This is a genomic window from Aliiroseovarius conchicola (assembly GCF_041403445.1).
Taxonomy (GTDB): domain Bacteria; phylum Pseudomonadota; class Alphaproteobacteria; order Rhodobacterales; family Rhodobacteraceae; genus Aliiroseovarius; species Aliiroseovarius conchicola.
On record NZ_JBGEHL010000002.1, the window covers coordinates 342422 to 364408 of the forward strand.

Below are 21987 nucleotides of genomic sequence, written 5' to 3' on the forward strand. Positions count from 1 at the left end.
AGAACCACCAAATCGAGATCCATATGCTGCCACACCGCACTGACTTTCCTAAAGACTTCCTGTTTGGAACCGCAACGTCCTCTTATCAGATCGAAGGACATGCCAAAGGTGGCGCAGGGCGCACCCATTGGGATGATTTTGCCGCAACGCCGGGCAATGTGGCAGGCGCCGAAGATGGTGCCATCGCCTGCGGTCATCTGGATCGGTGGGAACAGGATCTGGACCTGATCCGCGATGGTGGCTTTGACGTCTACCGGTTCTCGACCTCGTGGGCGCGCGTACTGCCCGACGGACGCGGCACGCCCAATGCAGCGGGGTTGGATTTCTATGACCGGTTGGTGGATGGAATGCTGGAGCGTGGGATCAAACCTGCTGCAACGCTGTATCACTGGGAATTGCCCTCCGCACTGGCGGATCAGGGTGGTTGGCGAAATCGGGACATCGCCAATTGGTTTGCAGATTACACCGAAATCATCATGGGCCGGATCGGCGATCGGGTCTGGTCTGCAGCGCCAATTAACGAGCCGTGGTGCGTGGCGTGGCTTAGCCATTTCTTGGGTGCACATGCACCTGGGCTGCGCGACATTCGCGCCGCCGCGCGCGCCATGCACCACGTTTTGTTGGCGCATGGTCGCGCAACCGAGGTGATGCGGGGTCTTGGGATGAGCAATCTGGGTGCCGTGTGCAACATGGAGTATGCGGCCCCCGTTGATGACACGCCCGAGGCCGCGCGTGCTGCCGCTGTACAGGACGCGATCTACAACCGGTTCTTCATCTCGGGCATTACGAAAGGGAAATACCCGGCCGAAGTGCTTGAAGGGTTGGAACCACATCTTCCCCAAGGCTGGCAGGATGATTTCAAGACGATCACCGCGCCCATCGATTGGATCGGCGTGAACTACTACACACGCATGCTGTACGGCCCCGAAATCACAGCAGACGGCACCCCTGCCCCTTGGCCCGGCACCACGGGGCATCGCGGTGATTTGCCAAAGACTGCATTGGGCTGGGAAATCTATCCCGAGGGGCTGGAGCATTTTCTGCACATGGTCGCCAAGGAGTATACCGGCGATCTGCCCATCTATATCACCGAAAACGGCATGGCCGGTCTGACCGAACTTGACGGTAAGCCTTATCTTGATCCCGACCGCGAGGCATATCTGGCCGCGCATATGCAGGTGATCCGCAACACCATCCGCGACGGATTGCCTGTTAAAGGCTACTTTACCTGGTCGCTCATGGACAATTATGAGTGGGCCGAGGGGTATGCCCCCCGATTTGGTCTGGTCCATGTGGATTTCGACACTTTAAAACGCACTCCGAAAGCGTCATACCTCGCGCTCAAAAAGGCCCTGCAACGCCCATGACCCTTTATTCACTCGTCGCTGATGTCGGTGGCACAAATACCCGTGTCGCGCTGGCACAAGGCACCCAGTTGTTGGGCGACACCATCGTTAAACACCGCAACACGGACCATAGCGGGCTGGATAGCTTGCTTGCGTCCTATTTGAAGGGCCAAGGCCAGCCGAACTGTGATCGCGCAGCGGTGGCCATTGCAGGGCCTGTGAAGGACGGCGCGGGTCAACTGACGAACCTCAATTGGAGCATTGATAAGGACACGTTGGCCGCTGTTTCGGGCGCAGAACGGGCAGCTGTGTTGAATGATCTGCAAGCGCAGGGACATGCATTGGGGCACATCGCAGATAGCGACCTGACCCTGATCAAACCAGGACAGGACAGCAACCCGAACGCGGCGATGCTGGTGGTCGGCATCGGCACCGGGTTCAATTGCGCACCGGTATTCCAAACCGCGAAAGGCCGCTTTGTGCCCCCGTCAGAGGCCGGTCACCTGACGTTCCCTGCACGTGGCGATGACCTGTGGGACTTGTCCACATACCTTGACGAGAAGCTCGGCCATGTCGGGGTCGAGGACGTTTTGTCGGGACGCGGTCTAGAGCGGTGCTATGCATGGGCCTCGGCCAGGTTGGGGCAAAACAAGACGGCCTCTACCGCCGAGATATTCACTTTGGCCGACGCGCGCGATCCCGTCGCGATCAAAGCCATAACGGCCTTCGTACAAGCTTTGGGTGGCGTCACCAGTGATTTGGCACTGACGCTTTTGCCTTTTGGTGGCATTTATCTGGTCGGCGGCATGGCGCGCGCGGTCAAGCCTTGGTTTGACACATGTGGTTTCCACCATGCGTTTACAGACAAAGGCAGGTTCAGCGAATTCCTTGATGCCTTCGCGATCCATCTGGTCGAAGACGACTATGCCGCCTTATCAGGCTGCGCGCATTTTCTGGCAAGTGCCGACGACCAGTAACGCAGCGCGTCCCGCGTAGGCTCTGTCTTGACCTACGTCATGGATGACCGCCCAAGCGCAGGCATAGATACGCAGGAAATACACTGGCAATCCGACGCCAATCACCTGGAGTACACGGCAATGACTGGATGGACCCAATATGCGCTGGCCTTCGCCGCCTTCTTTCTAACCCACTCAGTCCCAGTCAGGCCGAGGGTCAAAGCGCGTATTGTCGCGGCAATCGGACGACGTGGGTTCACCGTCGCATATTCCTGCCTCTCAATCGCGATGCTTGTTTGGGTGATCGTGGCCGCAGGGCGCGCGCCCTTTATCGGCCTATGGGATTGGGAGCCTTGGCAAAACCACGTCACGCTGACCTGCATGCTGGCGGCTTGCCTGATCGCAGCGCTCGCCATTGGCCGCCCGAACCCGCTGTCATTCGGCGGGGCGCATAACGACCAGTTTGACCCGACCCGTCCGGGCCTGATCGGCTGGATGCGCCATCCCTTGCTGGTGGCGCTGCTGCTTTGGGCAGCGGGTCATTTGGTGCCCAATGGCAATCTTGCCCATGTCATCCTGTTTGGCGTGTTTGCGGTGTTCTCGCTTGTCGGGATGCGGATCATTGATCGGCGTCAAAAGCGCGTAATGGGGCAAGACCGATGGGGCGCATTGGCCCAAACCAAGCGCACTCTCAGCGTCACGTCCAACGGCATCATGCGCGTTGTGATCGGCCTTTTCGTCTATGCGCTTTTGATCACGCTGCACGGTCCCATCATCGGCGTGGTGCCCATTCCCTGACCCCAGCCATGGCGCCATCTGCTGGCCGCCCTTCTCCCCGGACGACGCTGCGCGGTGTGACCCCAAATTCCGAGCGGAATGCGCGGGCAAAGGCGCTCGCATCTGCATAACCTGCGCGCAAGGCGACCTCGGCGATAGATAGCCCTCCGGCCTCTAACATACGTTTGGCCGCGTTCAGCCGAAGCCGTTTGTAAACCTGTCGCGGTGACGCCCCAAAATGCCGATCAAACCGCAACTCCAGATCACGCTGGCGGCAGCCCACCCTGCGCGCAAGCTCTTTGATCGGCAGAGGTGCTTCGATATTAGCAGTCATCTCTCGCAAACAGGCATCTACACGCTTATCTGCCCGTATGTGAGATGCCGCCTGAGCCGCAGTTGGGTTTTCCGACATGAACATCTGCGTGATTTCCAGCATCAACGCCGCCCCGTGATGCTGCCCGATCAGATCGCATGTCAGTTCGAACGCGGCCATCCCACCACTACATGTTAACCGCGCGCCATCCCGCACCCAACGTGCACGTTCCACGTCAACCGATGGAAATCGCTCGGCAAATGCGTCGAGAAGATCGAAGTGTATCGTGGCTTTGTGTTGATCCAGAAGCCCAGCATGTCCCAGAAGCCAGCACCCGGCATCGACCCCCGCAACAGTATCAAACCGCCCCGCAAGCCTGCGCAGGACCGCGGCGTTGGTGGCGGTTGCGTGGCGCTCGTGGTCATAGCTTGCCACGACATAGATCATGTCGCCCCCCGTCATCTCTGACGCACGTACAGTCGGCATGATCGGCAACCCGCTTGAGGTCCTCGCCACTCCGTCATCCGGCGTGACGATTTGCCATTGATAGGCATCGTTCCCCAAAAGCGTATTGGCCGCGCGCAACGGCTCTAACAGATTGGCCAAAGCAAGGTTCGAAAAGCGATCAAACAGCAGAAAGCTGATCTTGTGCGTTTTTGTGCTGGATTTTGACCAATTCTGCATGATTTTGCATAAAACAGCACAACATGACCGTCAATCCCGCGCATCATACAAAGATCAACATTGCGCATCTCAGGGAGGATCCGATGCCGCTTGCCATGAACAAAGACGTTTTCATAACCTGCGCGGTCACTGGGTCCGGGTCGACGCAAGACCGGTCTCCTCATGTCCCGCGCAGTCCCAAACAGATCGCAGACAGCGCCATTGAAGCCGCCAAAGCGGGGGCCGCAGTGGTGCATTGCCACGTACGTGATCCCGAAACCGGCACACCGTCGCGCGATCTGCGATACTACCGCGAAGTTACCGACCGCATTCGTGACGCGGACGTGGATGTGGTATTGAACCTGACCGCTGGCATGGGCGGAGATATCACCTTCGGCCCTACCGAAGCGCCCTTCCCGGTGAAAGATGCTGGAACAGACATGGTCGGTGCCACCGAACGCGTGGCCCATATTGCGGATTGTCTGCCCGAGATTTGCACGTTGGACTGCGGCACAATGAATTTCGCCGAAGCCGATTACGTCATGACCAACACTCCGGGCATGTTGCGCGCCATGGGCAAAATGATGACCGATCTGGGCGTGAAACCTGAAATCGAGGCGTTCGACACCGGCCACCTTTGGTTTGCCAAGGAACTGGTCAAAGAAGGCGTTCTGGACAGCCCTGCCCTTGTGCAGCTTTGCATGGGTGTGCCTTGGGGCGCGCCGGATGATCTGAATACCTTCATGGCGATGGTGAACAACGTGCCGGATGACTGGTCCTTCTCGGCCTTTGGGCTTGGGCGCAATCAGATGGCCTATGTCGCGGCGTCGGTCTTGGCGGGCGGCAACGTTCGCGTCGGGCTTGAGGACAACCTGTGGCTGGAAAAAGGTGTCCTTGCCACCAACGCTCAGCTGGTCGAACGCGCGCGCTTTATCATCGAGGGCATGGGCGCACGGGTTATTGGCCCGGCAGAGGTTCGCGCAAAGCTCGGCCTGACCAAACAGGCCCCTGCATGAACAGCCTTGACGGCAAACGCGTGTTGATCACGGCGGGCGGCAGCGGCATCGGCGCTTGTTTCGCCCGCAGATTCCATGCCGAAGGTGCCAGGGTTGCCATTTGTGACATGGATGCGGACGCGTTGGCACAAACCGCCAGCGCCCTGTCCGGCGTGATCTCAGTCGCGGCGGATGTGACCCAACCCGACCAGATACAGGTGCTGTTTGACCAGTTGGACCGGGATTGGGACGGCATCGACCTGCTCTGCGCCAACGCGGGGACAGGCGGTCCAGCAGGTGCGATCGAGGACTTGTCGCTGGACGACTGGCGCGCCTGCCTCTCGGCCAATCTGGACGGCGCCTTTCTGGCCTGTGGCTGGGCTGCGCGCCATATGAAGACACAGGGAAGTGGCAGCATGCTTTTGACATCCTCAACAGCCGGTCTATGGGGCTATCCGATGCGCTCGCCCTATGCCACCGCGAAGTGGGGCGTGATCGGCTTGATGAAAACGCTGGCCTCAGAGCTTGGCCCTTATGGTGTACGGGTAAATGCGCTTTGCCCCGGTGCCGTCGAAGGCCCGCGCATGGAACGAGTGATTGCACGCGAAGCCGAGGCCCATAGGCTGGACCCGGACGAGTTGCGCAAGCGCTATGTCACTGGTGTGGCGATGAAAACTTGGGTCACGGCAGACGATCTGGCGGATACGGCGATCTTTCTGGCGTCAGACGCCAGTTGCAAGGTTTCGGGTCAGGCTTTGGCCGTCGATGGCCACACAGAATCTCTAGTTGGATAAAGACAGATGACACAAAAAGCAGCGATTATTGGCGGTGGCGTGATTGGTGGCGGATGGGCCGCGCGCTTCCTTTTGAACGGATGGGACGTGGCGGTATTCGATCCCGACCCCGAGGCCGAACGCAAGATCAGCGAAGTCCTGACCAACGCACGCCGCGCATTGCCCGGGCTGTATGAAACAGCGCTGCCGACCGAGGGGAAACTGACCTATCACACAGATCTGGCCGAAGCTGTTGCGGATGCGGACTGGGTCCAAGAAAGCGTGCCGGAACGGTTGGAATTGAAGCACAAAGTGTTTGCCGACCTCATGGCCCTCGCCCCCGAAAGCGCCATTATTGGCTCATCAACGTCGGGCTTCAAGCCCTCGGAATTGAACGAAAAAGGCGCGAATGCCATCGTCGCGCACCCGTTCAATCCGGTCTATCTTTTGCCGTTGATCGAACTGGTTGGGGACGCAGACACCTGCACCCGCGCCGCCGATATCCTAAGCGGCATCGGCATGTATCCCCTGAAAGTTCGCAAGGAAATCGACGCCCATATCGCCGACCGCTTCCTTGAAGCCGTCTGGCGCGAGGCGCTGTGGTTGGTCAAAGACGGCATCGCCACGACTGAGGAAATCGACGAGGCAATTCGCATGGGCTTCGGCATCCGCTGGGCGCAGATGGGGCTGTTTGAAACCTACCGCGTGGCGGGGGGCGAGGCTGGCATGAAGCACTTCATGGCCCAGTTCGGCCCGGCTTTGAAGTGGCCATGGACCAAGCTGATGGATGTGCCCGAGTTCACCGATGAACTGGTCGACCTGATCGCAGGCCAATCCGATGCCCAATCAGGCCACTTGTCGATCCGAGAGCTGGAGCGCCTGCGCGATGACAACCTCGTTTCGATGCTGCGGGCCCTGAAAGCACGCGGCGACGGGTCCGGTGCGGGTCGGGTGATCCGCGACCATGAAACGGGGCTGTGGCCTTCTACGAGGGAGGAAACACCGATGCGCACCGTCGCGCGCGACGTCCCCATCGACTGGACGGACTATAACGGCCACATGAATGAAGGGCGCTATGGGCAGGTCTTTTCCGACGCCGCCGACCGCATCATGATCCATGTAGGCGCAAATGCCGACTATATCGCCTCGGGCCTCAGCTATTTCACTGCGGAAACCAACATCAAATACATCGATGAATGCCACGCAGGCGAAACCGTCTACGTGGACAGCACCGTCACACTTGGCGAAGGCAAAAAACTGCGCCTGTGGCACGAGATGAAGCGCGCATCCGATAATGGACTGCTCGCGACCTGCGATCAATTCCTGCTGCATGTTGACCTGAACACCCGCAAATCCTGCCCGCCCCGCGCGGACGTGGAAACCAAGGTCGAAGCATTGGCCGCCCTACACGCCAAAGGAGATGCGTGATGCATTTTGGTCTGTCCGAAGAACAAGAAATGATCGTCTCAACCGTCCGCAGCTTTGTTGAGAAAGAGATTTATCCGCACGAAGACATGGTCGAACGCACGGGCCAGGTGCCCGATGAGCTTGGGCAAGAGATCAAACAGAAATGCGTCGATCTGGGGTTCTATGCCTGTAACTTCCCCGAAGAGGTCGGCGGCGCGGGTCTTAGCCACCTCGATTTCACACTTGTAGAACGCGAGCTTGGGCGTGGGTCCATGGCGCTGACCCATTTCTTTGGGCGACCCCAGAATATCCTGATGGCCTGCGAGGGTGAGCAGCGTGAGAAGTACCTTCTTCCCGCCGTGCGCGGTGAACGGATGGATGCGCTGGCGATGACTGAACCTGACGCTGGATCAGACGTGCGCGGCATGAAATGCTCTGCCGTGCGCGACGGCGGAGATTGGGTTGTGAACGGATCAAAGCACTTTATCTCTGGCGCGGAACATGCTGACTTCTTTATTGTTTTCGTCGCAACCGGCGTGGACGAAACCCCCAAAGGCCCCAAGAAGCGGATCACCTGTTTCCTTGTTGATCGCGGCACACCGGGCTTTGAGGTCCGCGAGGGCTACGCCTCGGTCAGTCACAAGGGCTACAAGAATTACGTGCTGGATTTCGACAACTGCCGCCTTCCCGACGCGCAGGTATTAGGCGAGGTCGATGGCGGGTTCGCTGTGATGAACGAATGGCTCTATGCCACGCGCCTGACCGTCGCCGCCTTCTGTGTCGGTCGCGCACGTCGCTGTTTTGACATGGCGCTGGACTACGCCGCCGAGCGCAAGCAGTTTGGCCAACCCATCGCCAAGTTCCAAGGCGTCAGCTTCCAAGTCGCCGACATGATCACCGAGATTGACGCTGCCGACTGGCTCACCCTCTCTGGCGCTTGGCGTCTGGACCAAGAGCTTCCGGCCAACCGAGAGATCGCATCTGCCAAACTCTACGCCTCCGAAATGCTCGCCCGCGTAACCGACACCACCTTGCAAATCTTCGGCGGCATGGGCTTGATGAACGACTTCCCAATCGAGCGCTTCTGGCGCGACGCCCGTGTCGAGCGTATTTGGGACGGCACGTCAGAAATCCAGCGCCATATCATCAGCCGCGACCTGTTCCGGCCATTGGGAGCCTAGTCAATGGCACATGAACAAACATCAGATTTGACCAAACCACAGGTCATCATCACATATTGCACCGGCTGCAATTGGCTGTTGCGTGCAGGCTGGATGGCACAAGAACTTCTGCAAAGTTTTGGCACGGATTTGGGCGGCGTAACCCTTGTCCCCGGAGAAATCGGCGGCATCTTCGAAATTACGTTGGACGGTGATGTGATCTGGGAACGCAAGCGTGATGGCGGGTTCCCTGATGCGCGGGTCTTGAAGTCGAAGGTGCGTGACCTAATCGACCCCGACAGGGATCTGGGCCATATCGACCGCGCCACATCGGATCAGGACGAAGGCTAGATGGCGCGACAACGCCAAACGCTTGACCGGCTTCTTCGACCGCGTTCTGTTGCAGTGATCGGTGGTGGCACCTGGTGTGCCAACGTGATCGATCAGTGCCGTAAGATTGGGTTTACCGGAGACATCTGGCCAGTCCATCCGTCAAAACCCGAGGTCGGAGGCATTGCAGCCTACCCCTCGATCGAAGCCTTGCCATCACCGCCGGACGCCAGTTTCATCGGCGTCAATCGCGACATTACAATCGACGCTGTCCGCACCCTTGCAACGGCCGACGCGGGTGGTGCGATCTGTTTTGCCTCTGGCTTTCGTGAAGCCAAGGCCGAGCTGGATGACGGTGATCATCTAGAGGACGCTTTGTTGGACGCGGCGGGCGACATGCCCATCATCGGACCGAACTGCTATGGTCTGATCAACTGCCTGGACGGCGTCGCACTTTGGCCCGACCAGCATGGTGCAGAACGGGTCGAAAATGGTGTGGCGCTGATCACCCAAAGCTCGAATATTGCGATCAATCTGACCATGCAGACCCGTGGGGTGCCACTGGCCTATGTGGTCACCGCTGGCAATCAGGCGCAAACCGGGTTGGCCGATATCGGAACCGCCGTGCTGGAGGATCCGCGCGTCACAGCGCTCGGCCTGCATATCGAAGGGATGGGCGATTTGCGCGCGATGGAGGCGTTGGCAGACCGCGCGCGTGATCTTGGCAAGCCCATCGTAGCACTCAAGATCGGACGGTCGGATCAGGCGCGCGCTGCCACCATTTCGCACACGGCATCTCTGGCGGGCAGTGATGCTGGCGCGAGGGCCTTCCTTTCACGTCTTGGTATCGCGCAAGTGTCGCAATTGTCCGACCTGCTTGAAACCCTGAAACTTCTTCATGTTGTGGGGCCGCTCGCTTCGGATCGGATCGCGTCGGCATCGTGTTCAGGGGGCGAAGCCAGTCTGATCGCGGACACCGCAGTTGATCACGCGGTCAAATTTCCCACCCTGAATGATCGTCAGAAATCCGGCCTGCGAACAGCCCTTGGACCCAAGGTCGCCCTAGCCAACCCACTGGATTACCACACATATATTTGGGGAGATGTCAAAGCACTGACCGACACGTTTGCTGCATTGATGCAGGGCGATCTGGCGATGGGCATGGTCGTTCTGGATTTCCCGCGTGCAGATCGGTGCGACGCGGCAGAATGGGACAAAGTGATCGAGGCCGTCGCCGAGGCGCAACGCATAACGGGACGCCCCATCGGCATCCTCGCCTCCCTTCCCGAGACGATGCCCGAAGTGACAGCAAAGCGCTTGATGCAAGCCGGGATTATGCCATTTTCCGGTATGCGCGCAGCGATGGCGGCCATCGAATGCGCTGCGTGGCTTGGCAAGCCCTGCCCCCAGCCCGCGCCAGTCTTCCTGACACCTCCGGTGATGGCGGGGGGCGTTCTGACCGAGGCCAAGGCGAAAGACGCCTTGCGGTCTTATGGGCTTCAAGTGCCGCAATCGGGCCATGCGCAATCCCCCGAACAGGCTGCGCAGATCGCTGCCTCGGTCGGCTTTCCCATTGTCCTGAAAGGCGAAGGCGTGGCCCACAAGACCGAGGCCGGGGCCGTCGTTTTGAATTTGATAGATGAAGCTGCCGTGCAAGAAGCCGCGCGCACCATGTGCGCCCACAGCTTTCTGATCGAAGAGATGATCACCGGCGGCGTGGCTGAGCTGTTGATCGGCGTCACCCATGATGCGGCCCACGGATATTTGTTGACCGTGGCCGCAGGCGGCACGCTGACGGAAATCCTGCAAGACAGTCAAACGCTTTTGGTTCCGTCGACGCGACAAGACGTGGACGCCGCCATAAATCGCTTGAAGATCGCGCCACTTCTGCACGGGTATCGCGGTGCCCCACCCGCAAATATCGACGCCATCCTTGACGCCGTGATGTCTGTGCAGACATTTGTACAGGAAAATCCCGTGGCCGAGATCGAGGTTAACCCACTGATCGCCACACCAGACCGCGCCGTGGCCGCAGACGCCCTTATTCGCACCGGAGACAACTCATGACCGACCTGACCAACCTACAAGACGGACCGATCAAGACTGAACGCCGTGGACACGTGTTTGAGGTGACGCTTGATCGCCCCAAGGCCAACGCAATCGACCTGGCCACGAGCCGGATCATGGGCGACGTGTTTACCGCGTTTCGGGACGATCCCGATTTGCGTGTGGCACTGATCACAGGCGCTGGTGAGAAGTTCTTCTGCCCCGGATGGGATCTGAAGGCGGCGTCAGACGGTGACGCGGTGGATGGCGACTATGGCGTTGGCGGGTTTGGCGGGCTTCAGGAATTGCGCGGGTTGAACAAACCGGTCATTGCCGCCGTAAACGGCATCTGTTGCGGTGGCGGGCTGGAACTTGCTTTGTCTGCCGACATCATTCTGGCCGCCGATCAAGCAAGCTTCGCCCTGCCGGAAATTCGGTCCGGTACGGTGGCCGATGCAGCCTCGATCAAACTGCCCAAGCGCATCCCCTATCATATCGCGATCGAGATGCTGCTAACAGGCCGCTGGATCGATACCGAAGAAGCAGCACGCTGGGGGCTGATCAATCATGTCTATCCTGCAGGCGACCTGATGGCAGAGGCACGCAAGCTTGCAGACCTTCTGGCCTCGGGTCCGCCGCTGGTCTACGCCGCAATCAAAGAGGTGGTGCGCGAAGCTGAGGACATGAAGTTCCAAGACGCCTTGAACAAGATCACCAAAAGCCAGTTCGAAACGGTCGAGAAGCTTTATCGCTCGGACGACCAACTGGAAGGCGCGCGCGCGTTTGCGGAAAAACGCGATCCGGTTTGGAAAGGCAAATAGGACCTAGAAGACGATGTTTAGCATCACCAGCGACACGACAAGGAAGATGATCGTCATGATCCCCCCGGACTTGACGAAATCCTTCACCTTGTAACCCGCCGGTCCCATGATCAGCGCGTTCACCTGATGGGTCGGAATGATGAATGAATTGGAGGTCGAGATGGCGACTGTCAATGCAAACACAGCAGGATTGCCCCCAGCCGCGAACGCAATGGACACAGCCAATGGCACCAACAGAACTGTGGCGCCAACATTCGACATAACAAGCGAAAACGCGGTCGCCAAAACCGCGATCCCAGCTTGCAACGCCCATATGGGCCAGCCATCCAGCAGGTACAATATTTGCTCGGCAATCCAAGCGGCGGTTCCCGTGTTCTGGACGGCCTGCCCCAAAGGTATGAGGCTTGCCAACAAGAACACGGTATTCCATCCAACCGCCTGATAGGCTTCATCAATTGACAGGACACGGGACAACAGCATCCCCACGGCCCCTGTCAAAAGGCACAAAGACAAGCGCACATCGGTGAACAGGATCATCGAAAGCGATATTGCGAAAAAGAAAAGTGCCCAACCGACTTTGTGGGGCCGTAATTCCTCTTGTGGGAAATCAGACGTGATGATCACAAAATCCCGGTTGTCTTTCAGTTGCGTAAGGTTGTCCCAGCGCGTGTGTGCGACCAACATGTCCCCGACTTTAAATTCCACCAACCCGATGGCCGTTGGTTCATGTTCATCTGTTTCAACATGGCTTAGGGTTTCCTCGCCCCGGTGTATGGCAAGCAGCGACAGGCCATAGGTCTTCCGCAGCAACAGCTCACGGGGGCTTTTCCCAATCAGATGGCTTTCTGGTGGGATCACGATCTCGGCGATGCCCGCATTGGTGGGGGCAAACTCCTCGGCAAAAATGTCCAGATCGGGCGCGACCGTCAGACCAAACTTTTTGGCAAATGCGTCGACCACGGTTTTCTTGCCGATGATGGCCAATCTACAAGGCGCCGCAATCTCGGCCGTCAACACCTGCACCATCGACGTCTTTCCGCGATAGAATGTCGAGATGATGTATAGGTTGTTTTCAAGATTCACATCCGCCAGGATTTGCCCAACCAGCGGGCTGTCCGCAGGTACATCTACCTCATAGACTTTGGCGCGAATGCCGTAGACTCGTTTCAAATAGGCAGACATGCCGTGACCCACTGAAGCGCTGCTTGCCTCGCCGCCGCCGGGCAGAACCCAACGACCCAAAAGCAAGAAATAGAGGATCCCGGACACAATAAGGGCCGCGCCAATCGGCGTGACCGAAAACAGTCCAAAATGCTCCATTTGAAGGTCTTCCGGAAGGCCGGAATTCGCCGTCGTGATCAGGTCATTCAGCAAAATCAACGGCGAAGAACCCACCATGGTCATCGTGCCACCAAGGATGGCGCAAAATCCCATTGGCATCGCCAGACGGTTTAGTGGAATGCCCGAACGGGTTGAAATCCGACTGATCACCGGCAGGAAAAGCGCAGCCGCACCAACATTTTGCAAGAAGCTGGAGATAATCCCGACTGTCCCGGCCACGATCGGCTGGATGCGTGCCTCGGTCGAGCCACCACGCTTCATGATCGTGGCAGCCACCTTGTTCATCAGCCCGGTTTTGTCCAGGCCCGCCCCTACGATCATCACCGCGATGATGGAAATCACGGCGTTCGAGGCAAACCCATCGAAAAGGTTGTTGACCTCTGCAAGGTTAGACATCGCAGGCAGGTAACTAAGGATACCCAAGATGACGAGGATGAGAATTGCGGCAAGGTCTATTCGGACGATCTCGGAAACGAATAAAAACACTGTAAACGCCAACATGGCGCAGACGACGCCCATTTCGAGCGAAAATGCAATTGGTTCCATTTTGTCCCCAAACCCCCGACGGCAACTTTTTCAACACTCGATATCAAGCTGCGATTTCTTACGAGTTTAGGAGCAAAGCGATTTCAAAATCAAATTTGTGTGGAAACTCTGAATTTTACCCGTGGAGGTGGATTGCATGAACCCCGGCAACAATATCCTGTCACCGGGGCTCTCGCGGAGTAATCGGTTTACTTCGGCAAGATCACTGCATCAATCACGTGGATCACACCATTCGATGCTTCGATGTCGGCCTGAACGACATTTGCGCCGTCGATCATGACGCCTGATGTGGCATCAACCATGGCCATCGCTCCGTTGACGGTGGCGACCTCCATGCTTTTGCCTGCGATGTCACCAGACATGACCTTACCGGGCACAACATGGTAGGTCAGAACAGCCGTCAACTTGTCCTTGTTTTCGGGCATCAAGAGCATTTCGACCGTGCCTTCTGGCAGGGCTGCAAAGGCCTCGTCGGTCGGTGCAAACACGGTGAACGGGCCTTCGCCCTTCAGCGTTTCGACAAGCCCAGCGGCTTCAACGGCTGCGACGAGCGTGGTGAAGCTGCCGGCTTCTACGGCCGTATCGACGATGTCTTTCGAGTGGCCGTCCGCCAATGCGGGCGACGCCAAAAGAGCTGCTGTGGTGAGAGAGAGGAAGGTTCTGCGAAACATAATCTGTCCTTTTCGATGTACCATTTTGAAGTTGTATTAAGGGTACGCGGAAAGTGCGCAATTGGATCATATTGCGCTATTGTTTCTTATATGGAAACGCTGATATCGAGAAGTAAGTGCCTGTTATATATCATATAACACCATCAGAAGCGGTGTTACCGATCCACTCGCACTTCTGAGTATCGTAGACCGTAGGCTATCCTGCGGTCATCTCATCTAATGTAAAGTCGACGACAGATGCGAGATCCCCACGCACCGTCAAGTCATCATTCAATACGATCAGATCTGTTATGGGGCGCCCGGCCAACTTCCCAAGCTCTGGTCGCCTGATACACGTCGCAGGGATTGATGTCGCCATCCGCAACGCCGTCGTCAAGCTCGTACCAGTGTGATCCACCAGACGCTTCACCCCCTCAGCCTGGGTGACATGCGCACCAGCCAAGCTGCCCTCGGCGTTGACCAGACGACCGTTCTGCAAGGTGATGGTCTTGCCGTAAAGTTCGAAATGATCTGGGCCCCCAACCGTGGCCATGGCGTCGGATACAAGGAACATTCGGTCTGGGACTGGGCGTGCGCGAATGGCCATGCCGACCATTTCGTCTGCGACATGATGCCCGTCACAAATGATGCCTGAATAACAATCGGAATTGATGATTGTGCCCACGGCCCCCGGTGCGCGACCCACCATCGGGGACATGGCGTTGAACAAATGCGTGGCACATGTCGCGCCCGCTTCAATCGCCTGCCGCATAAGTCCAGCATCCGCGTCGGTGTGGCCAAGCGAGACGATCGCCCCAAGCCCTGCTAGGGCCGAGATATCGTCCATCGTTGCCGCTTCCGGGGCAAGGGTGATCATCACGGCAACACCCGCTTTTCGCAGTCGCGCAACAGTGTCGAGCGTGCGGGCTTCAAACGGGCGCACGTGACCCGGCGCGTGCGTTCCACGTCGAGCCAACGATATATGTGGTCCTTCAATATGAAGACCGGCGACCCCTTCCCGGCCCTTTGCGCCAATCGCAGCCTCTGCGGCGGCTTCCAGCACGTCGGGTGCGTCGGTGATCACGGTTGGCAACAACGCCACTGTGCCAAACTGGCGGTGCGCTGCCGAGATGGTGTCCATCGCCGCAACTGTCGGCCTGTCGTTCAACTGCGCCCCACCGCCGCCATTGACTTGCAAATCAACGTAGCCGGGCGAGATCATTCCGCGCACGCGAATGGCCTCTGCTGGTGTCTCATCCATATCGACGACGCGACCGTCAACAAGGCGCAAGGCCTTGCCGGTCAACACATCGCGTCCGTCGAACAAGCGGTCAGGAGATACCCATTGGTCCATCATGCCGCCTCTTCAAAGAAATATGGGTCAAGCGCAAGTTGTATCTGCGCATCAATCAACCTTTGAACGGGATCACCGCCTAGCGTTTCGGCGCGCGTCAGCACGGCTTCGCTGAACACGGTTTGTGCAATCCGATCAGGGATGGGTCCGTTGAACGCGTCCCGCAGCGCGGCAACAGCGGCCAGCGCCGCCGGGTTTGGCCAGTAATAGCGAATACGATCTGCAAGCCCAAAGTGGCGTTGGTGGCGCAAAGCGGCTTCGTCCCCGTGATAGTGACCGGTCCAATATTTTGGATCGGCAGACATCACCTGCTCCATCACCCCCTCAAGCGCACCGGGCATCGGGCTGATCTTGTCCAACGCGTAAAGCGCCTCGCGATAGGCGAAGGTCAGGGCCGGGCCGACTTTTTGAAAGGCAAATCCAAGCTCGGCCAAACGCGCGAATACTTCTGGATATTGATAATCGGTCGAGTGTGCCTCAAGGCAAACGCCCGGCCAACCCTCGAGCGCATCCAGCAGGTGGGGGTCACGATCCAGAGGCATATGGTGCACATCCGTGGGGCTAAATTCGACCCCCGGCTGGACCACCAGACCGCCAATCATGGATGCCATTGAACCAAAGCTGTCCCCATGGGCGGCAAGCGTCGCCTTTGCCGCCGCTGGATCGGTTGGGGGGATATCGTCCTCCTCGTCCGCACGGGCACCGCCGGGCGGCGGGACTTCTGTTCCAACAACGAACAACAGCCCATCGGTGTTGCCGTCACACGCCTCGACACAGACCTGTGCCAGATCGGCGGAACGAGACGCGGTAAGGGCGTCGCCCAGCTGGGCAGGCTCGCCGACGCAGCCTTCCGAACAATCCAAGTGGATTTTGCGAAAACCTGCGGAGACATAGTCGTTCACCAACACCCGCGCTTTTTCCATCGCCGCATCTGCGGGCATAGATCGCCACGCCTGTGGTCCAAGATGGTCACCGCCAAAGATGATCCGGTCTCGGTCAACACGCGCTTGGTCAGCTATGCCATGTACATAGTCGATGAAGCCCGCCGGGGTGATGCCCGTATACCCACCGTCCTGGTTGACCTGATTGCTTGTCGCCTCGATCACAACACTGCGGTCCAGTGCTTCGGCCCGCAGAAGAGAGGCTCGCAGCACGTCCGGCTGCGCTGAGCAGACAGACGGGATCGCCGCCCGCGCCCCTGCCCGGTTTCGGGTTACAATATCGCGAAGTGGATCAGACATGATCTTCCCCCTGCGCCTGCCAAGCCGCATAGGCCGCACCGCGACCGCCGCTTGTGTCGCCCCCTTCGGCGAGTATGAGCTTGGCCGTGCCGTAATCTCCGATCTGCGCATTCGCAGCGGCGTTCGTCAGATCATCAACGATCCCGTCGATCTGGCTCAAACCTCCACCAAGGATGATTACATCCGGGTCCACAGTCAGGGTGAGGTTGTGCAGAAGTTCCGCCGCAAATTCACACCAAACCGCCCAGACCTGCGCCATGTCGCCGGATTTGCGCGCGGCAATCTCGGGTGGTGTAACGTCCTTTCCTGTCAACGCCTTGGCCAACCGAACCATGCCGGGGCCTGCAACATAGGTCTCAACACAGCCTTGGCGTCCGCAACCGCAGGTCACGACGGGCAAATTGTATTTTTGGACGAGGTGCGCGGGCGCGGCGGTATGGCCAAACTCCCCCCCGGTCACGGTTGGCCCCTGTAAGATCGTCCCGTCAACAGCAATCCCGCCGCCAATGCCCGTGCCCAAGATCAGCGCGACAACCGTGCGCAGCCCTTGGCCAACGCCAAATATCGCTTCGGACAAAGCCAAGGCGCGGCAGTCGTTTACATAAGTGATGGGGCGCGAAATTGCGTCTTCGATGTCTTTTTTCAGGGGTCTGCCAGAGGCCACAAGATTGGCCGTAAGTGCGAGGCCGGTCTCGGGATGCAAAAGACCTGCGGCGCCCACGCCGATGGGTACAGAACCACCCGCCTTGTCATCTGCCCAGCGGATTTGATCTGCAATGGCGCGTACAAGCTGGTCATAGTCATTAGGCGTAGGTACACGGTTCCTCGCAATGATTTTCCAATCATTGTCAAAGAGTTGCACTTCGATCTTCGTGCCGCCCAGATCTATGCCAGCGGCGCTCATGAAGCCACCGGATAGAGCACAACGCCCGACACAACGCGGCTGAGCGTACCTTGTCCAGTGAAGGGATCATCCACGTTCAGGCCAAGCTGATCGGCCCAAATGACACCTGTGACTTGCGCGACGGCCACACAAAGCGGAGCCGCCCATGTCGGCCCAAATGGCATCGCAATGTCGATATCCCCACCCGGCCCAATCGCCGTGACCTTTGCCTTTGGGAATTGTTGGCGAAGCTCGGCCACAAGGTCGCCGTCATAATCTTTGGTAGGCGCATCAGGGCTGGTGAAGACAGTGATGGCCGTACCATCTGTCACGAAAGATTTCGGACCATGGCGAAAACCCAACGTGCTGTCCCATAGGGCCGGGATTTGCCCGGCAGACAGCTCCATAACCTTCAAAGCCGCTTCGCGCGCCGCGTAGGCCAGAGGGCCCGAGCCCACATAGACCGCGCGTTCTGGTCGCGCTGCGTCTTCCAGATGCGGAAGCAGCGCCGCCATCTGACCGGCCATCGCAGACAATCGGGCGGGAACTTTGCAGGGCGCATCAAACAATGCCAGCGCTGTCAGAAGCATCGTCGAAAAGCTGCTGGTCATGGCGAAGCCTGCATCATGGGTGGCATCAGGCAGCACGATGGCTTTCATGGGCCCTTTTGAGCTGCGAGTCGCCAGTGCGCCGTCTTTATTGCAGGTGATGTGAAGTCGTGGCGCATTGGGTGCCAGCACGTCCAGTGCGTCCAGCGTGCCGATGCTTTCGGTGCTGTTGCCGGACCGCCCGAAGCTAACGACCAAAGGTTTCACACCGTTCAAGAATGATTTCGGGGCGGCCACCAAATCGGTGCTTGCCACCGATCGCAATCTGGGCTGCATTCCGGTCACACCGGCTGTAACTATGTCGCCGATATAGGCGCTGGTGCCGGCGCCACAAAACCAGACCTCGTCATGGTCCAGACCACTGATCCATGCGCGCAATCCCTCAACATCAAGGGCTTTTCCCCATGCAGCCCAAATCTCTGGCTGGCGGTGAATTTCCTGCCATGTGGCCCATTCTTTCAGCGTGCTGGTCATGTGGTTTGTGTCACTTTCGACAGAGTTTCCGGCGCGTCGGGATCAAGTCCAAGCGCGAGCGCGGTGTTTAGAATGATGGGGTACATCACGGCCAAAAGCGCAGCGGCAGAGGCGGCCGGCGTAAGACCAGACGCACCTATATCCGTAGGAGAGATACGATGCACATCGCAGCCAACGCCTTTGAACCGCGCCTCGGCTTGGTTCAGGCTGTCCTGAATGTGGTCCGCCCCGGTATCAAGGATCAACACCATCAGCGGATTGGTGGCGAGTTGCAAAGGTCCATGCAGTACTTCGGAAGACGAATATGCTTCGGCATGGATTGCGCAGCATTCTTTAAGCTTCAGCGCAACCTCATGCGCCGCACCGTATCCGGTGTCCCGCCCGATCACATAGACGTTCCGCGCCCTGAGAAGGGCAGCCTGAACCGCCTTAGCACGCGGATGGTTGGTGTTGACCGATTTCAAAGCATCAACGGACGCCTTCGCACGCGCTTGATAGTCAGGCACCAGCCCACCCAAAAACGCCATACCAGCAGCGACCGAACCGATCACCGTCTTGGTAGCGGGGACCGCCAATTCAGGCCCTGCCCCGATCGCCACCGTGACTTGCGACGCGTTTTCAACTGGGCTGTCAGGTTGGTTGGTAATCGCCATGACACAGGCACCACTGGCACGCGCACCTTTCGCCGCGCGCACAAGGTCGTCGCTGGCACCGGATTGGCTGATCACCAACGCACCTGCCCCATCCATCGCAACCCCGCCGCCCAACGAAAAGACCGATGGAGGCAGCGAGGTAACGGGCACCGATAGTTCGCGCATCAACTCGTAGGACAGGATGTTCGCGGCCGCGTCGGATGACCCCCGTGCGATTGTGTAAATAGCGCGGACCCCTGACAGAGCACCGGCATCAACCGATTGGCTTGCTGCGTGGCAGAACACATCCATCGCCTCGGCGCTTTCGCGGGCCATCAGTTGTCCATGTGGCTTCGTCTCAATGCTCATGCGCGCAGTCCATAGCTGTCGAATTCTTCCCAAGTTTCGCGCAGATCGACCACGCTGTTTGTTGTTCGTGCCTCGTCCAATGCGATGGCCGCCAATCCGGCCTCGAGCGCATCAACCACGCCCACAGGTAAACTGTCTGTATCACCGCGCAGGAACGCGGCAATATCGGCGACCATCATATGATCGGCCCCGTAATGCGCCGACGCAAATTTCTGATCCATGTTTGAGTAGTCGTGATCCGCAATAACCGTTCCATCCCGAAGGGTCGCTTTCAGATAACCGCGCACAAAGTCACCTTCGGCCATCCCCAACGCACCTATCACACAGAACCGGCGGTGTTCATCCGGCACATTCAAATTGGTGTGAAAGGACATTGACGCCCCGCTTTCATATTGCAGGATCGCCGTTTGAAAATCGATGATGTCACCATCCGACCGATACGGGTCCGAGGTGCTTTCCCAAACGCTGGCTTTGCGCTGGGAAATCTCTGTTTCTGCATTGGTTTTCGGCGCAAACTCGGGCAGGAACGACCGGCTCCCCCCGAAGCTTGCAACCTGCGTGGGCCGTGAGTGGGTTACCATGTTGTAAATATCAATATCGTGGCAGCATTTTTCCAGCATAAAGCCACCCGAAAGCGCCGTTTTCCGTCGCCAGTCGCGCATAAAGAACGAACCGTGATAGGGCGCGATATGTTCATTCGCTTCGAGCGATGCAATTGGACCCAGCTGGTCCAAAACAGCGCGTAGATCGACCATGTGCTGAGAATAGCGGAGGACCAGTCCTACCATCACCTTGTCGGTGCCATGTTCGGCCAGTAGGCGCGCCAGTTCAAATGTGTCTTCGCGCGTCGTGACCACCGGTTTTTCGGTAAAAATGCGCACGCCTGCTTCTAACCCGAGCTTGATATGCTCAAGGTGATACGAATTCGGAGAACCCACGAAAAACAGATCCGGCTTCGCTTGGCCCAACATCTCGGCAATATCATCGAAACGCGGCGTCTCTTCTCCGATCATATCTAGCCGCGAAGGCTGAGGATCGTAATACCCGACAAATTCGACCTCGGGCATGGCTTCTTTCAGGATTGAAAGCACGTTCCCAGCACGGTGGCCGATGCCCGCTGTTACAACTCTCATGCAACCATCTCCGGAGCGGACTGACGGCGCAACACGTCGCCATTGGCATCAAAGACGTGACAGTTCTCAGGGGCCACCGCCAATGTCAGGTTGCGACCCTCTTCAATGGGGGCATCACCCGGTAGTGAGGCACAGAAGCGTGTTCCATTACCAACGGTGCCATAGGTGATCGACACGCCACCCAGCCGTTCCAACACATTGACCGAAATATCCAGTCCGCTGTCGCCCATATCGACATGCTCGGGCCGGATACCGACCTCAACTTTGTCGCCCTTTCGGACCGAGCTTGCATCGACCGGCAGTGCCATTCTGTGCCCGCCATCCAATTCAACCGACACGCCTTTGGCGTCAACGCCAGCAACTGTCGCCGGTATCAAGTTCATATTAGGTTGGCCAATGAACGAGGCCACAAACTTGGTGGCTGGGTGGTGGTATAGCTCCATCGGAGAGCCGAATTGCTCGACCCGACCCGCGTTCAGGACGACGATGCGGTCGGCCATTGTCATCGCCTCAACCTGATCGTGAGTGACGTAAACCATGGTTGCATCCAAATCGCGGTGAAGCTGGCTCAGCTCCACGCGCATATCTCCACGCAGCGCGGCGTCGAGGTTTGACAAAGGTTCGTCGAATAGGAAAACTTTCGGGTTTCGTACAATCGAGCGACCAATAGCAACACGTTGGCGTTGTCCGCCAGAAAGCTGCCCGGGCTTCAGTTGTAATTTATCCGTAAGTTGAAGGATTTCCGCGGCCTTCTTGACGCTTTTATCCAACGCGGCGGCATCCATTTTCTGGACCCGCAAAGGGAATGCAATGTTTTCATACACGCTGAGATGTGGATAGAGCGCATAAGACTGAAACACCATCGAGATACCGCGATCCACCGGATGGGCATTACTGACGTCCTCGCCACCGATGATGATCTTGCCAGAGGTGGTTTCTTCCAGCCCTGCAATGATGCGAAGCAGCGTAGATTTTCCGCAACCTGATGGGCCGACAAAGACAACAAACTCTTTGTCTTCGATTGCTAGGCTGATGTCGTGCAGCACTTTGGCCGAGCCGAAGGATTTGCTGATCGCTTGAAGATCAAGTGTAGCCATGACGTTGCCATCCCGTGATTAAATGTCTGAGAAGTCATGTCCGGGCCAAACTGTGTCCAGCCCGGACTGTTT

General features: G+C 58.2%; 20 protein-coding genes. 10 read left to right on the forward strand and 10 right to left on the reverse strand.

Going from position 1 to position 21987, the window contains the following annotated elements:
* The first annotated feature begins 23 nt into the window (after nt 1-23).
* Genes V6N04_RS04580 through V6N04_RS04590 form a run of 3 tightly spaced genes read left to right on the forward strand, consistent with a single transcriptional unit; the run spans nt 24 to nt 3100 of the window.
* On the forward strand, nt 24-1367 hold the full coding sequence (locus V6N04_RS04580) for a GH1 family beta-glucosidase (protein ID WP_371168952.1): 1344 nt from the start codon (nt 24-26) through the stop codon (nt 1365-1367).
* Nucleotides 1364-2323 carry a glucokinase gene (locus tag V6N04_RS04585; RefSeq protein WP_371168953.1) on the forward strand — a complete coding sequence of 320 codons (960 nt, stop codon included), beginning with the start codon at nt 1364-1366 and terminating at the stop codon, nt 2321-2323. The genes V6N04_RS04580 and V6N04_RS04585 overlap by 4 nt, the downstream gene beginning before the upstream one ends.
* Nucleotides 2324-2362: 39 nt before the next feature.
* On the forward strand, nt 2363-3100 hold the full coding sequence (locus V6N04_RS04590; RefSeq protein WP_371168954.1) for an NnrU family protein: 738 nt from the start codon (nt 2363-2365) through the stop codon (nt 3098-3100).
* Here the strand turns inward: V6N04_RS04590 and V6N04_RS04595 are convergent.
* On the reverse strand, nt 3075-4076 hold the full coding sequence (locus V6N04_RS04595) for a GlxA family transcriptional regulator (protein ID WP_371168955.1): 1002 nt from the start codon (nt 4074-4076) through the stop codon (nt 3075-3077). The two genes, V6N04_RS04590 and V6N04_RS04595, sit on opposite strands and share 26 nt — an antisense overlap.
* A gap of 83 nt (nt 4077-4159) precedes the next feature.
* Here V6N04_RS04595 and bcoG point away from each other — a divergent pair, with 83 nt between their 5' ends.
* From bcoG to V6N04_RS04630, 7 genes are read left to right on the forward strand one after another with little or no spacing between them, the layout of a single operon-like run.
* A complete protein-coding gene (gene bcoG / locus V6N04_RS04600; RefSeq protein ID WP_371169167.1) occupies nt 4160-5071 on the forward strand; it encodes a 3-dehydrocarnitine:acetyl-CoA trimethylamine transferase BcoG in 912 nt (303 codons plus the stop codon).
* On the forward strand, nt 5068-5844 hold the full coding sequence (locus V6N04_RS04605) for an SDR family oxidoreductase (RefSeq protein WP_371168956.1): 777 nt from the start codon (nt 5068-5070) through the stop codon (nt 5842-5844). Before bcoG ends, V6N04_RS04605 begins: the two co-directional genes overlap by 4 nt.
* 6 nt (nt 5845-5850) lie before the next feature.
* On the forward strand, nt 5851-7251 hold the full coding sequence (locus V6N04_RS04610) for a carnitine 3-dehydrogenase (RefSeq protein ID WP_371168957.1): 1401 nt from the start codon (nt 5851-5853) through the stop codon (nt 7249-7251).
* Nucleotides 7251-8411, forward strand: coding sequence for an acyl-CoA dehydrogenase family protein (locus V6N04_RS04615; RefSeq protein ID WP_371168958.1), 1161 nt, complete (start codon nt 7251-7253; stop codon nt 8409-8411). Before V6N04_RS04610 ends, V6N04_RS04615 begins: the two co-directional genes overlap by 1 nt.
* 3 nt (nt 8412-8414) lie before the next feature.
* Entirely contained in the window at nt 8415-8741 is a 327-nt protein-coding gene (locus V6N04_RS04620; protein ID WP_371168959.1) for an Rdx family protein, read from the forward strand.
* Nucleotides 8742-10787, forward strand: a complete 2046-nt coding sequence (locus V6N04_RS04625) for an acetate--CoA ligase family protein (RefSeq protein ID WP_371168960.1) — start codon at nt 8742-8744, stop codon at nt 10785-10787.
* Nucleotides 10784-11587, forward strand: coding sequence for a carnitinyl-CoA dehydratase (locus V6N04_RS04630; protein ID WP_371168961.1), 804 nt, complete (start codon nt 10784-10786; stop codon nt 11585-11587). Before V6N04_RS04625 ends, V6N04_RS04630 begins: the two co-directional genes overlap by 4 nt.
* Nucleotides 11588-11590: 3 nt before the next feature.
* On the opposite strand, the gene V6N04_RS04635 is transcribed toward V6N04_RS04630, so the two are convergent.
* The 9 genes from V6N04_RS04635 to V6N04_RS04675 form a co-directional block, all read right to left on the reverse strand.
* The gene (locus V6N04_RS04635) at nt 11591-13474 is read right to left on the reverse strand and encodes an SLC13 family permease (RefSeq protein WP_371168962.1); all 1884 of its coding nucleotides are present in this window, start codon (nt 13472-13474) and stop codon (nt 11591-11593) included.
* A 188-nt stretch (nt 13475-13662) separates the two neighbouring features.
* The gene (locus V6N04_RS04640) at nt 13663-14145 is read right to left on the reverse strand and encodes a fasciclin domain-containing protein (RefSeq protein WP_371168963.1); all 483 of its coding nucleotides are present in this window, start codon (nt 14143-14145) and stop codon (nt 13663-13665) included.
* A gap of 196 nt (nt 14146-14341) precedes the next feature.
* Entirely contained in the window at nt 14342-15481 is a 1140-nt protein-coding gene (nagA, locus tag V6N04_RS04645; protein WP_371168964.1) for an N-acetylglucosamine-6-phosphate deacetylase, read from the reverse strand.
* Entirely contained in the window at nt 15478-16719 is a 1242-nt protein-coding gene (locus tag V6N04_RS04650) for a class II D-tagatose-bisphosphate aldolase non-catalytic subunit (RefSeq protein ID WP_371168965.1), read from the reverse strand. Before V6N04_RS04650 ends, nagA begins: the two co-directional genes overlap by 4 nt.
* Nucleotides 16712-17623, reverse strand: coding sequence for an ROK family protein (locus V6N04_RS04655; protein ID WP_371168966.1), 912 nt, complete (start codon nt 17621-17623; stop codon nt 16712-16714). The genes V6N04_RS04650 and V6N04_RS04655 overlap by 8 nt, the downstream gene beginning before the upstream one ends.
* Nucleotides 17620-18684 (reverse strand): SIS domain-containing protein, encoded by a 1065-nt coding sequence (locus V6N04_RS04660; protein WP_371168967.1) that lies wholly within the window; start codon nt 18682-18684, stop codon nt 17620-17622. The genes V6N04_RS04655 and V6N04_RS04660 overlap by 4 nt, the downstream gene beginning before the upstream one ends.
* Nucleotides 18681-19685, reverse strand: a complete 1005-nt coding sequence (locus V6N04_RS04665; protein WP_371168968.1) for an SIS domain-containing protein — start codon at nt 19683-19685, stop codon at nt 18681-18683. Before V6N04_RS04665 ends, V6N04_RS04660 begins: the two co-directional genes overlap by 4 nt.
* On the reverse strand, nt 19682-20818 hold the full coding sequence (locus V6N04_RS04670) for a Gfo/Idh/MocA family protein (RefSeq protein ID WP_371168969.1): 1137 nt from the start codon (nt 20816-20818) through the stop codon (nt 19682-19684). Before V6N04_RS04670 ends, V6N04_RS04665 begins: the two co-directional genes overlap by 4 nt.
* Nucleotides 20815-21915, reverse strand: coding sequence for an ABC transporter ATP-binding protein (locus V6N04_RS04675; protein ID WP_371168970.1), 1101 nt, complete (start codon nt 21913-21915; stop codon nt 20815-20817). The genes V6N04_RS04670 and V6N04_RS04675 overlap by 4 nt, the downstream gene beginning before the upstream one ends.
* Between the last annotated feature and the right edge of the window lie 72 nt (nt 21916-21987).

What these genes read in the sequence shown, in the direction of transcription:
- V6N04_RS04630 (WP_371168961.1), top strand. Translation starts at nt 10,784, where the DNA reads ATGACCGACCTGACCAACCTACAAGACGGACCGATCAAGACTGAACGC.
- nagA (WP_371168964.1), bottom strand. Translation starts at nt 15,481, where the DNA reads ATGATGGACCAATGGGTATCTCCTGACCGCTTGTTCGACGGACGCGAT.
- V6N04_RS04595 (WP_371168955.1), bottom strand. Translation starts at nt 4,076, where the DNA reads ATGCAGAATTGGTCAAAATCCAGCACAAAAACGCACAAGATCAGCTTT.
- V6N04_RS04670 (WP_371168969.1), bottom strand. Translation starts at nt 20,818, where the DNA reads ATGAGAGTTGTAACAGCGGGCATCGGCCACCGTGCTGGGAACGTGCTT.
- V6N04_RS04590 (WP_371168954.1), top strand. Translation starts at nt 2,363, where the DNA reads ATGGATGACCGCCCAAGCGCAGGCATAGATACGCAGGAAATACACTGG.
- V6N04_RS04620 (WP_371168959.1), top strand. Translation starts at nt 8,415, where the DNA reads ATGGCACATGAACAAACATCAGATTTGACCAAACCACAGGTCATCATC.
- V6N04_RS04625 (WP_371168960.1), top strand. Translation starts at nt 8,742, where the DNA reads ATGGCGCGACAACGCCAAACGCTTGACCGGCTTCTTCGACCGCGTTCT.
- V6N04_RS04585 (WP_371168953.1), top strand. Translation starts at nt 1,364, where the DNA reads ATGACCCTTTATTCACTCGTCGCTGATGTCGGTGGCACAAATACCCGT.
- V6N04_RS04650 (WP_371168965.1), bottom strand. Translation starts at nt 16,719, where the DNA reads ATGTCTGATCCACTTCGCGATATTGTAACCCGAAACCGGGCAGGGGCG.
- V6N04_RS04615 (WP_371168958.1), top strand. Translation starts at nt 7,251, where the DNA reads ATGCATTTTGGTCTGTCCGAAGAACAAGAAATGATCGTCTCAACCGTC.
- V6N04_RS04675 (WP_371168970.1), bottom strand. Translation starts at nt 21,915, where the DNA reads ATGGCTACACTTGATCTTCAAGCGATCAGCAAATCCTTCGGCTCGGCC.
- V6N04_RS04660 (WP_371168967.1), bottom strand. Translation starts at nt 18,684, where the DNA reads ATGACCAGCACGCTGAAAGAATGGGCCACATGGCAGGAAATTCACCGC.
- V6N04_RS04665 (WP_371168968.1), bottom strand. Translation starts at nt 19,685, where the DNA reads ATGAGCATTGAGACGAAGCCACATGGACAACTGATGGCCCGCGAAAGC.
- V6N04_RS04605 (WP_371168956.1), top strand. Translation starts at nt 5,068, where the DNA reads ATGAACAGCCTTGACGGCAAACGCGTGTTGATCACGGCGGGCGGCAGC.
- bcoG (WP_371169167.1), top strand. Translation starts at nt 4,160, where the DNA reads ATGCCGCTTGCCATGAACAAAGACGTTTTCATAACCTGCGCGGTCACT.
- V6N04_RS04640 (WP_371168963.1), bottom strand. Translation starts at nt 14,145, where the DNA reads ATGTTTCGCAGAACCTTCCTCTCTCTCACCACAGCAGCTCTTTTGGCG.
- V6N04_RS04635 (WP_371168962.1), bottom strand. Translation starts at nt 13,474, where the DNA reads ATGGAACCAATTGCATTTTCGCTCGAAATGGGCGTCGTCTGCGCCATG.
- V6N04_RS04580 (WP_371168952.1), top strand. Translation starts at nt 24, where the DNA reads ATGCTGCCACACCGCACTGACTTTCCTAAAGACTTCCTGTTTGGAACC.
- V6N04_RS04655 (WP_371168966.1), bottom strand. Translation starts at nt 17,623, where the DNA reads ATGAGCGCCGCTGGCATAGATCTGGGCGGCACGAAGATCGAAGTGCAA.
- V6N04_RS04610 (WP_371168957.1), top strand. Translation starts at nt 5,851, where the DNA reads ATGACACAAAAAGCAGCGATTATTGGCGGTGGCGTGATTGGTGGCGGA.